Source organism: Streptomyces xanthophaeus, assembly GCF_000725805.1.
Taxonomy (GTDB): Bacteria; Actinomycetota; Actinomycetes; order Streptomycetales; family Streptomycetaceae; genus Streptomyces; species Streptomyces xanthophaeus.
Window position 1 is genome coordinate 402688 of the sequence record NZ_JOFT01000017.1, and the last position, 9910, is coordinate 412597.

The window sequence follows — 9910 nt, forward strand, 5'->3', positions numbered from 1 at the left end:
CCGCAATGGCCTCTTCACGCAACGCCACGTGCTCCGGGCGAAACATCTTGGGGGATGAGCAGCACGTGACGAGCACTGCGACCGACGCCACACCGGCGCCGCATGCCGCTCCGGTGTGGCGGCAGCGGGATTTCCGGCTCCTCTGGGCGTCCCAGACGGTGAACGAGACCGGCGCCCGCATTTCAGGGGTGGCCATTCCGCTGCTCGCGGCGAACGAACTCGACGCCTCGGCCTTCGAGGTGTCCGCCATCACGGCACTCACCTGGCTGCCCTTCCTCTTCTTCTCCCTGCCGGCCGGGGTCGTCGTGGACCGGTTGCCGCGGCGCCGCCTGATGATCTGCTGCGATCTGGCGCGCCTGGCCCTCATGCTCTCGCTGCCCGCCGTCGCCCTCTTCGGGACGGCCACCCTGGCCCAGGTGTACGTGGTCGTGACGGCCTGCGGAATCCTCACCGTGTTCTTCAACGTGGCCTTCCGCACCCAACTGCCCGGCATCGTCGCGCAGACGCAACTGGTCGAGGGCAACGGCCACCTGAGCATGGGCCAGTCGGTCGCCAAGCTCGTCGGCCCGGCCCTCGGCGGCGTCCTCGCCGGAGCCTTCGGCGCCCTGCGGACCGTCGTGGCCGATGCCGCGTCCTTCCTGGTCAGCGCCGTGCTGCTGGGTCTGCTCCGCACCCCGGAGCAGCATCTCGGGGCCACCGGTGCGGGGGCCCGTCCGACCTTCACCGCCGCGGTCCGCGAAGGTCTGGGGTTCGTCGTGCGGCACCCGGCGCTGCGCCCGCTGCTGCTGTGCAGCACCTCCACCAACTTCTTCTTCATGGCGATGGGGGGGCTCCAGACCGTCTACCTGGTGGACGAGTTGGGGGCCACTCCCACGGTCGTCGGCCTGGTCTTCAGCGCGGGAATGGCCGGGGGCGCCCTCGCGGGGATGTTCGCCGGGCGGATCGGCCGGCGGATCGGCACCGCCCGCATCACGTGGGTGTCGCTGCTGGCCGCCGGCCCGCTGTGCCTCCCGATCCCCTTCGCCCGGCCGGGCTGGGGAATTTCCCTCTTCGCCATCGGCCTCACCGTCATCTCGGTGAGCCAGGTCCTCTACAACACCGCGGAGACCTCCTACCGGCAGCACGTCTGCCCGCCGGAGTTGCTGGCCCGCGCGAATGCGTCCGTGCTGTGGGTCGCCTTCGGAGCCATTCCGTTCGGCGCCCTTTTCGGCGGCGTCCTGGCTTCCGTTTCCGATATCCGGACGGCATTGGCCGTCTGCGTCCTGGGAATGTGGGCAAGCCCCCTCTTCCTGGTGTTCTCGCCGGTGCGCAGGATCCGCGACATTCCGATCGAAAATCTGGGGAAGTGAAATGACACAGCAGGAAAAGGCGCCCGAGGTGCTCTTCGTCGGAGGAGCCGGACCGGCCCCCTTGAGCATCGACGTGGTCGCCACGGCCCTTGCACAGGCGCAGGCGCGCGGGCTGGCCACCAGGCTCCTGAGCCATGCGGCGGACCTGCCCCGCACGCAACGGGCCGTCGCTCTCGCCGACGCGGCCGACGCGGTCGAGTTCACCGACGCCGACGCCATGGTGGCGTGGGCCGCGGAGCGTTCCGTGGGTGACCCCCGGCCCCGTGTGGTGTTCACCGGCCGGGAGCCCGCCCTGGGTCCGGCCGCGCGGATGGCGCAGGAACTGGGCGTCGCGGGCAATCCCCCGTGGTCGGTGGAGACCGTCCGGAACAAGGACGCCTGCCGGGAGTTCCTCGCCCGGGCCGGTTTCCGCCAGCCGCAGGTACGCCTGTGCCACGGCCGCGAGGAGGCCGAGCGGGCCCTGCGGGAGACGCGCGGCCCCTGGGTGGTCAAGCCGCGGGTCGGCGGCGGGAGCCTCGGGGTGAGCAAGGTGACGGATCCCGCGGAGCTGCCCCGGGCCCTGGACCTGCTGCCCGGTCAGGAGCCGTTTCTGGTGGAGGAGTTCGTCGAGGGCGAGGAGTACAGCGCCGAGGGCCTGTTCCTGGACGGCTCCCCGCACGTGCTGGCCGTCACGGCCAAGCGCAAGCTGCCGCCGCCGCACTTCGTGGAGGTGGGCCACTCCCTGCCCGCTCCGCTCCCCGCGGCGGTTTCGGCCGAGGTCGCGCACACGGTCACCGAGGCGCTGCGGGCACTGAAGCTCCGGTTCGGCCTGTTCCACGTCGAGTTCTGGCTGACGGCCGAGGGCATCGTCCTGGGAGAGGTGCACGCCCGGCTCGCGGGCGGCTACATCCACCGCATGCTCGCGCACGCCGTACCCGGTCTGGAGATGTTCGGAGCGGTCTTCGACGACGCCCTGGGCCGGCCCCCGGCCGCCTCCGCCCTGGCCTGCACGCGCGCGGGGGCCTCGCGCTTCTTCACGCCGCCCGCGGGCCGGCTCCTCGCCGTGGAGGGCTGGGAGGAGGCCGCGGGGCACCCGTCGGTGCTGGCGGCGGAACTGCGGGTCGCCCCGGGTGACCTCATCGCCCCGTACACGCACGCGGAGGAGCGGGTCGGGGCGCTGGCCGTCGGCGCCGACACGGTGGGCGAGGCGGAGGAACTGGCAGGCCGTCTGGTGGCGTCGGTGCGGTTCCGGGTGGAGCCGGTCGCGGGGCCCGCAGCGGAGCCCGCCTCATGAAGCGCTCCCCCGCCGCCGGCGGCCTCCTGGCCCCCGCCCTCCCCCGCCCGTACCGGCCCGGCGCCGTGCCGGGCCGCTGGCGGGACGGGGGTCCGCAGCTGTGGCTCGTCGACAGTCGCGGGCCCGCCGCCCCGGCCGCCGGGTCCGAGGCGGTCCTGGACCCCTCGGAACGGGCCCGGGCGGACGCCTACCGGCTGGAGGCGCACCGCAGGATCTACGTCGCCACGCACGTGGCCCTGCGCTTGCTGCTGGGCTCCTACCTGGAGCAGGACCCGGCCGCCCTGCGCCTGGTACGGGAGCGCTGCCCGGGCTGCGGCGGTCCGCACGGGCGGCCCGCCGCGGCCGGATCGCCCGTGCACTTCTCCGTCTCGCACAGCGCGGGCGTGGCGCTGCTCGCCTTCGCCGGGACCCCGGTCGGCGTCGACCTGGAGAAGCCCCCGACCCAGGAGGCCCTCGGCCATCTCGCACCGTCCCTGCACGTGCGCGAACGGGCCGAACTCGACGCCCTGGCGCCCGAGGAGCGGCCCACCGCCTTCGCCGCCTGCTGGACGCGCAAGGAGGCCTACCTCAAGGGGACCGGTCTGGGCCTGGCCAGGGGTCTGCACCTCGACTACGTGGGCGTCGGGGCCGGCGCCGCGTCCCCGCCGGGCTGGACCCTGACGGGCGTCACCGCACCCCCCGGGTTCGCCGCCGCCTGCGCCGTCCGCCACCGGACTCCCTGAGGTACGGCACGGCCCCGGGGCGCAACCTCACCTCAGGTGGGATGCGCCCCGGGGCTGCCGGGTGCCGGGCGCCGGATCAGGCGGCCGCGGGGGCCGGCACGATGGCGGCGAACGAATCCGTGCAGGGATGGCCGTCGGCGGGCTCGTCGGCGTACGGCTCGCCCGCGCGCCGGAGTCCTGCCGTCAGCCATCCGGCGGCGCGGGCCGCGGTCAGCTCCGCGGTGCGGTCGCTGAGGAAGAGGATCCGCTCCGCGGGGACGCCGAGGGAGCGGGCGATGGCCCGGTAGGAGTCGGGCTGTTGCTTCGGCCCCGCGTTCTCGGTGTCGAACATCTCCCCGACCAGGGGCAGCAGGTCGCCTTCCGGGCTGTGGCCGAACCAGGCGCGCTGGGCGGCCACCGATCCCGAGGAGTAGACGTGCAGTCCCACCCCGGCGCCGTGCCAGCGCCGCAGGGCCGGCAGGACATCGGCGTAGAAGTGGGAGACCAGCTCACCGGTGGCGAATCCCTGCGCCCACACGATTCCCTGGAGCGTCTTGAGGGGGGTGGCCTTGCGGTCCTCGTCGAGCCAGGAGTTCAGGACCTCCTCCACCCGGGCCGCGTCCGCGTCCGGTTCCCCGATGAGTTCGCGGACGCGGGCGACGGCGTCCCGTACGGCGGGTTCACCGGCGCGCTCGGTCAGGAGTGCGCCGAACGCCGCCCGGGAGTAGGGGTAGAGCACGTCGACGACGAAGCCCGTGGAACTCGTCGTGCCCTCGATGTCCAGGACCACGCAGTCGGCGTCGAAGCGCAGGCTCACGCCGGCTGCCCGGTGTGCTCGGCGTGGATCCGGTCGAAGTCGGGGAAGCGCGAGGCGATGTCGCTGCCGGTGAAGTTCCCGATCCACCCGTCCTCCTCGTGGAAGAAGCGGATGGCCGTGAAGGAGGGCGAAGTGCCCATGTCGAACCAGTGCGTGGTCCCCCGGGGCACGCCCAGGAGATCGCCCTTCTCGCAGTAGACGGCGTGGATCTCGCCGTTCACGTGCAGGTAGAAGATTCCCGCGCCGGCGACGAAGAACCGTACCTCGTCGTCATCGTCGTGGGTGTGTTCCCGGAGGAACTTCTCACGCGCCGCCTTTGCCGTCTGCGGCCATTCCGGGGATTGCGTCGGATGGAGCGACACCACGTCCACCGTGGTGAAGTCCTCTTCGTCGTTGAGCTTGTCGATCTGTTCGCGGTACGCGGCGAATACGGTCTCGGCCGGAGCCCCTGCGGGAACGTCGTCGCGGACCGGCCACTGTTCGTACCGCACCCCGATCGGGGATAGCGCATCGGCGATCTCGGTGGGGTCCGTGGTGCGGCGCACGGTGGTATCCGGACCCGATTCCGGCCATGTGATCAGCAGTGTCATTTCAATCCCCCTGATGAATTATTGCGGGTGAGTGTGATATTTTCGTGAACAGTTCAGCCCGCGGCGCATGTACGGGAATACGGGGCTGCCTTGCGCGTGTAGGACTGCGCCACGAGACCGGCCTGGAGCCGTGACTCGAGCTGGAGCTTGGCCAGGACACGCGTCACGTGCGCCTTGACGGTGCGCTCCGTGACGAGCAGGAGGCGGGAGATGGCCTGGTTCGACAGGCCCCGTCCGAGCAGGATGAACACGTCGAACTCCCGCTCCGTGAGTTCACGGATGCGGCGCGCGGAGGTCTCGAGCCAATCGGCCTCCGCGTCTGCGATCAGCGAATTTATCCGATTCCACACGTCGTCAGGTGTCGTCACCCCTCCTTCTGCCCCATGGGTGGGTCCACGTTGCACGGTGATCATGCTCCCCCTGCCGGCCCTCGGGCGCATCACGTGGTGCGCCCTGCCAGGCAGCCTCCGGGCAGCCCCCGACGAGGTCGGGGCGCAGCCCGCACTCTGAACTGGAGAACGGCTGCCGGGTTCGAGAGGCCTATGTCGATTGGTTCGGCGACTTGTTGCGGGCATGGCGGACACGCATCGCGGGGCGCGGTCGGGTTACGGACACCGCCCGGACCCCCTCAGGGTCGGCCGGGCACCGGCCACGGCATCACCGCGTACGCCCGCCATTCTCGGCCAGACGAATTCCTGACCGCTTCATTGACCGCCAGCCTAACAGAAAGAACCACCCACGGGATTGACCAATTACCTGGGCCCGTGCGAGCCGGTCGCGGCTATGCGCCGAGCACGCCGAGACGCCGTACCGCCTCTTCCAGAACCGAAGTGCGCTTGCAGAAGGCGAACCGAACAAAGGGGACAGGTCGGTCCGGAGCGTCATAGAAAGCACTGTTCGGAATCGCCACGACTCCCGCCCGACCCGGCAGCTCTCGGCAGAAGGAGAATCCGTCCGTCGCACCCATTGGCCTGATATCGACGGTGACGAAATACGTTCCCGCCGGTTCGTACACCCCGAATCCCGCCGACTCCAGGCCCGCGACGAGCAGGTCCCGCTTCGCCCGCAGGTCGTCGCGGAATGACGCGAAATAGCTGTCGGGCATGCGGAGCGCCTCGGCCACCGCGTACTGGAAGGGACCGGAGGAGACGTAGGTCAGGTACTGCTTCGCACTGCGCACCGCCGCCACCAGTTCCGGTCGCGCCGTGACCCAGCCCACCTTCCACCCGGTGAAGGAGAAGGTCTTGCCGGCCGACCCGATGGAGACGGTGCGCTCGCGCATCCCCGGAAGTGTGGCCATCGGCACATGCGCGCCGTCGAAGACCAGGTGCTCGTACACCTCGTCCATCACCACCAGCAGGTCGCGCTCGACGGCGAGTTCGGCGATGGCGGTCAGCTCCGCGCGGGTGAGCACGGTTCCGGTGGGGTTGTGGGGGGTGTTGAGGAGCAGCAGCCGGGTGCGTGGGGTGACCGCGTCGCGCAGCTCGTCGAGGTCCAGCCGGAACGCTCCCTCGTGCGGCCGCAGGGTCACGGGCACCCTGGTCCCACCCGCCAGTTCCACGCAGGCGGCGTAGGAGTCGTAGTACGGCTCCAGCGCGATCACCTCGTCGCCGGGGCGGACCAGGGCGAGCAAGGTGGCGGCGATCGCCTCCGTCGCGCCCGCCGTCACCAGCACTTCCGTGTCGGGGTCGTACGTCAGGCCGTACCAGCGGCTCTGGTGCTCCGCCACCGCCGTGCGCAGTTCGGGGACGCCGGCTCCCGGCGGGTACTGGTTGCCGCGGCCGTCCCGCAGCGCGCGCACCGCGGCTTCCCGGATCTCCTCGGGCCCGTCGGTGTCGGGGAACCCCTGGCCGAGGTTGACGGCCCCGGTGCGGGCGGCCAGTTCGGACATCTCGGCGAAGACGGTGGTGCCGAAGCCGCTCAGGCGGTGTTCGACCGGGCTCCCCCGGTGTGCCGTCACGGCAGGTCCAGCGGGACGCTCATGCCGTCGAGGACCTGGGAGCAGCCGCAGCCGCGCTCGGCCGGGAGCTCCCGGATGGTCTCCAGGACGACCTTCCGCAGCTGCTGGACGTTCTGCGCGAACACCTTGAAGACCTCCTCCTGCGAGACGCTCTCCTCGGCGCTGATCCCGGCGTCGAGGTCGGTGACGAGGGCCACCGAGGTGTAGCAGAGGGCGAGTTCGCGGGCGAGGACGGCCTCCGGGTGGCCGGTCATGTTCACCAGGGACCAGCCGGCCGAGGCGTACCACTGCGACTCCGCGCGGGTGGAGAAGCGCGGTCCGTCGATGACGACCATCGCGCCCCCGTCGGTGGCCACGGTGCCCGCGGCGGCGGCGCCCTTGAGGGCCGCGGTCCTCCCGTGCGGGCAGTACGGGTCGGCGAAGGAGACGTGGACGGCGCCCTGGTCGTAGAAGGTCTGGATGCGCCCGGTGGTGCGGTCGACGATCTGGTCGGGGACGACCACCGAGCCCGGGCCGAGCTCGCGGCGCAGCGATCCGACGGCGCAGGGCGCGAGGATCTGCCGTACGCCGAGGGAGCGCAGGGCCCACAGGTTCGCACGGTAGTTGATCTTGTGGGCGGGGTGCTGGTGGCCCTTGCCGTGCCGGGGCAGGAAGGCGACGGCGCGGCCGCCGACCGTGCCCACGGTGATCGTGTCCGACGGCGCACCGTAGGGCGTGTCCACCTCGATCCGCTCGGCTTCCTCCAGCAGCTCGTAGAAGCCGCTGCCGCCGATGACGGCGATCTCTGCCTGGACTGCCTGCACTGCCGGCTCTGCCATGGGGTTCCTCCTGAAGACGTGTGACGGGGTTGCGGACGGCGCGGCGGTCAGTCCACGCCGAGGGTGAGCAGCTGGCAGATCGCCTCGAAGCACTCCAGGCGGTTGCGCGCCTGGGCGAGGTCGCTCCCCCAGACGGTGATGCCGTGGTCGGCGATCAGCAGTCCGGGCGGACACCGCTCGGCGCGGCCGAGGTGGCCGGCCACCTCGGCCGCGATCCGCGGTACGTCGGGCCAGTTGGGGAAGACGGGGACCTCGGTGCGCTCCGCAGCGTCCAGCCCCAGGCCCTTCAGGAGCTCGAACCGGGTGAGTTCCAGCGAGGTGGCGTGCTCGCGGGCACCGGCCCGGCACGCGGCGACCGTGGCGTACGGGGAGTGGACGTGGATGACGGCTCCCGCGTCCGTGGTCCGGTAGACCGCCGCGTGGATGGAGGTCTCCGCCGAGGCGCGCAGGGGGCCGGGGTGCAGCACCTCGCCGCTCCCGGCCCGGACGGCGACCATGTCGTGCGCCGTGAGTTCGCCCTTGGCCCGGCCGCTGGCCGTGATGAGCGCGGTGTCCGCCTCAGCCCCGGGGAGCCGCACCGAGAGGTTGCCCGAGGTGCCGGGCATCCAGCCCCGCTCGTAGAACATGCGGGAATAGCGGGCCAGTTCGGCTCCCACGGCCTCGTGCCCGGCGGGCGCGCCGGTGTCCGGGACGGCCGTCATACCGGCACCTCGCACAGGGCCGTGACGGGGTGCTCGGCCAGGGCCTCGCGGCCGCCGAGCCCGGTCAGTTCGACGAGGACCACGAGCCCCGCGACCTTCGCCCCGCAGGCCTGGGCGAGCCGGGCCGTCGCGCCGAGGGTGCCCCCGGTGGCCAGGACGTCGTCGACGCACAGCACCCGTTCGCCGGGGGCGAGGGCGTCGGTACGGATCTCCAGGCGGTCCTCTCCGTACTCCAGCGCGTACGCCGCCGAGTGCACGGCGCCGGGCAGCTTCCCGGGCTTGCGGACCAGGGTGAGCGGCAGCCCGGCGCGGGCCGCCACGGCCGCGCCGAGCACGAAGCCCCGGGACTCCACGGCCAGGACCCGGTCGTACGCTCCGCCGAACTCGGCGACCACCTGGGCGGCGAGGGCGGCGAGCAGGCCCGGCTCGGCGTAGACGCGGGACAGGTCCCGGAAGACCACGCCGGGGGTGGGGTGGTCGGGGAACTCCTCCAGCAGCCCGGCTATCCGCTCCGACGGAGCCGGAGACAGGGACGGCGCGCTGCCGGGGACGGCCCGGCCCCCGTCGAACACCCGGTGCTCGGTGACGACGGCGGTGATCAGCTCGGCGGGCGTGACGTCGAAGGCGGGGTTGAACACGGCGGCGCCCTCGGGCGCGGTGGGGACCCCGGCGAAGCCGGTCACCTCGTGCGGGGAGCGCTCCTCGACGACGATCTGCGAGCCGTGCGCCAGCCGTTCGTCCCAGGTGGATTCGGGAGCGACCACGATGAACGGGATCCCGTGCCGGGCGGCGGCCACCGCCAGGCCGTAGGTGCCGATCTTGTTCGCGGTGTCGCCGTTCGCCGTGATGCGGTCGGCGCCGACGAGCACGCAGTCCACCAGCCCCTGGGCCATCGCCGCGGCGGCCGCCGAGTCCACGCACAGCCGGTACGGCACGTCCGCCTCGCCCAGCTCCCAGGCGGTCAGCCGGGCCCCTTGCAGGAGCGGGCGGGTCTCGTCGACGAGCACGTCGGCGACCCGGCCCCGGCGGGCGAGTTCGATGATCGTGCCGAGCGCCGTGCCGACCGCGGCCGTGGCCAGCCGGCCGGTGTTGCAGTGGGTGAGCAGGCGCAGCGGCCGGTCCGGGGCCAGCGACTCGACGAGGGCGGCGGCCCGCTGCACCATGGCGGTGTTGACGGCCACGTCCTCGGCCAGCAGGGCGAGCCCCTCGGCGAGCACCGCATCGGCTCCCCCGTCCAGGCGGGTCAGGACGCGGCCGACCGCCCAGGCCAGGTTCACCGCGGTGGGGCGGGCCGCGGCCAGTCGCTCGGCGTCGGCCCGTACCTTCGCCTCGTCGAGCGTGCCGCCGTGCGTGTGGGCGTAGGCGCTGAGCGCGACGCCGAGCGCGCCGGCCAGGCCGATCGCGGGAGCTCCGCGTACGGCCAGGGTGGTGATGGCGTCGACGACCTGGTCGACCTCGGTCAGGCGCAGGGTCCGGTGCTCGCGCGGCAGGGCGCGCTGGTCGAGCGTGACGATCGCCCCGTCCTCCCAGGCGAGGGAGACCGCCGGGGCCGTTCCGGTGGGCCGCTCGCTCATGCCCCCACCGCCGTGCGCAGGGCGTCGACGCGGTCGGTGCGCTCCCAGGTGAAGTCGGGCAGCTCGCGGCCGAAGTGGCCGTAGGCGGCGGTCTGGGAGTAGATCGGGCGCAGCAGGTCGAGGTCGC

At 72.5% G+C, this 9910-nt stretch carries 11 protein-coding genes; 3 read left to right on the plus strand and 8 right to left on the minus strand.

What is annotated here, in order from left to right; translation table 11 throughout:
- Nucleotides 1–65: 65 nt before the first annotated feature.
- From IO30_RS0112485 to IO30_RS0112495, 3 genes are read left to right on the plus strand one after another with little or no spacing between them, the layout of a single operon-like run.
- Nucleotides 66–1349 (plus strand): MFS transporter, encoded by a 1284-nt coding sequence (locus IO30_RS0112485; RefSeq protein WP_031142287.1) that lies wholly within the window; start codon nucleotides 66–68, stop codon nucleotides 1347–1349.
- A gap of 1 nt (nucleotide 1350) precedes the next feature.
- Entirely contained in the window at nucleotides 1351–2622 is a 1272-nt protein-coding gene (locus IO30_RS0112490) for an ATP-grasp domain-containing protein (RefSeq protein WP_031142289.1), read from the plus strand.
- A complete protein-coding gene (locus IO30_RS0112495) occupies nucleotides 2619–3344 on the plus strand; it encodes a 4'-phosphopantetheinyl transferase family protein (protein WP_078904408.1) in 726 nt (241 codons plus the stop codon). The genes IO30_RS0112490 and IO30_RS0112495 overlap by 4 nt, the downstream gene beginning before the upstream one ends.
- Nucleotides 3345–3420: 76 nt before the next feature.
- Here IO30_RS0112495 and mtnC read toward each other — a convergent pair whose 3' ends face one another.
- The 8 genes from mtnC to IO30_RS43345 all read right to left on the minus strand — a co-directional run.
- The gene (gene mtnC, locus IO30_RS0112500) at nucleotides 3421–4140 is read right to left on the minus strand and encodes an acireductone synthase (protein WP_031142293.1); all 720 of its coding nucleotides are present in this window, start codon (nucleotides 4138–4140) and stop codon (nucleotides 3421–3423) included.
- Nucleotides 4137–4730, minus strand: a complete 594-nt coding sequence (locus tag IO30_RS0112505; protein ID WP_031142295.1) for a 1,2-dihydroxy-3-keto-5-methylthiopentene dioxygenase — start codon at nucleotides 4728–4730, stop codon at nucleotides 4137–4139. Before IO30_RS0112505 ends, mtnC begins: the two co-directional genes overlap by 4 nt.
- Before the next feature lie 53 nt (nucleotides 4731–4783).
- Entirely contained in the window at nucleotides 4784–5098 is a 315-nt protein-coding gene (locus IO30_RS46340) for a response regulator transcription factor (RefSeq protein WP_199921139.1), read from the minus strand.
- A gap of 413 nt (nucleotides 5099–5511) precedes the next feature.
- Entirely contained in the window at nucleotides 5512–6690 is a 1179-nt protein-coding gene (locus tag IO30_RS0112515) for a pyridoxal phosphate-dependent aminotransferase (RefSeq protein WP_031142299.1), read from the minus strand.
- On the minus strand, nucleotides 6687–7508 hold the full coding sequence (locus tag IO30_RS0112520; protein ID WP_031142301.1) for an S-methyl-5'-thioadenosine phosphorylase: 822 nt from the start codon (nucleotides 7506–7508) through the stop codon (nucleotides 6687–6689). The genes IO30_RS0112515 and IO30_RS0112520 overlap by 4 nt, the downstream gene beginning before the upstream one ends.
- Before the next feature lie 47 nt (nucleotides 7509–7555).
- Complete coding sequence (gene mtnB, locus IO30_RS0112525; protein ID WP_051902154.1) at nucleotides 7556–8209, minus strand: methylthioribulose 1-phosphate dehydratase; 654 nt, start codon at nucleotides 8207–8209, stop codon at nucleotides 7556–7558.
- Nucleotides 8206–9783 carry an S-methyl-5-thioribose-1-phosphate isomerase gene (mtnA, locus tag IO30_RS46345; protein ID WP_078904406.1) on the minus strand — a complete coding sequence of 526 codons (1578 nt, stop codon included), beginning with the start codon at nucleotides 9781–9783 and terminating at the stop codon, nucleotides 8206–8208. Before mtnA ends, mtnB begins: the two co-directional genes overlap by 4 nt.
- The coding region (locus IO30_RS43345) for a methionine adenosyltransferase domain-containing protein (protein WP_167347256.1) at nucleotides 9780–9910 on the minus strand (131 nt) is incomplete at its 5' end. The genes IO30_RS43345 and mtnA, both read right to left, overlap by 4 nt.

Excerpts from the sequence above, each read along its gene's own strand:
- IO30_RS0112490 (WP_031142289.1), top strand. The coding sequence starts at position 1,351 with ATGACACAGCAGGAAAAGGCGCCCGAGGTGCTCTTCGTCGGAGGAGCC.
- IO30_RS0112495 (WP_078904408.1), top strand. The coding sequence starts at position 2,619 with ATGAAGCGCTCCCCCGCCGCCGGCGGCCTCCTGGCCCCCGCCCTCCCC.
- IO30_RS0112505 (WP_031142295.1), bottom strand. The coding sequence starts at position 4,730 with ATGACACTGCTGATCACATGGCCGGAATCGGGTCCGGATACCACCGTG.
- IO30_RS0112520 (WP_031142301.1), bottom strand. The coding sequence starts at position 7,508 with ATGGCAGAGCCGGCAGTGCAGGCAGTCCAGGCAGAGATCGCCGTCATC.
- mtnB (WP_051902154.1), bottom strand. The coding sequence starts at position 8,209 with ATGACGGCCGTCCCGGACACCGGCGCGCCCGCCGGGCACGAGGCCGTG.
- mtnA (WP_078904406.1), bottom strand. The coding sequence starts at position 9,783 with ATGAGCGAGCGGCCCACCGGAACGGCCCCGGCGGTCTCCCTCGCCTGG.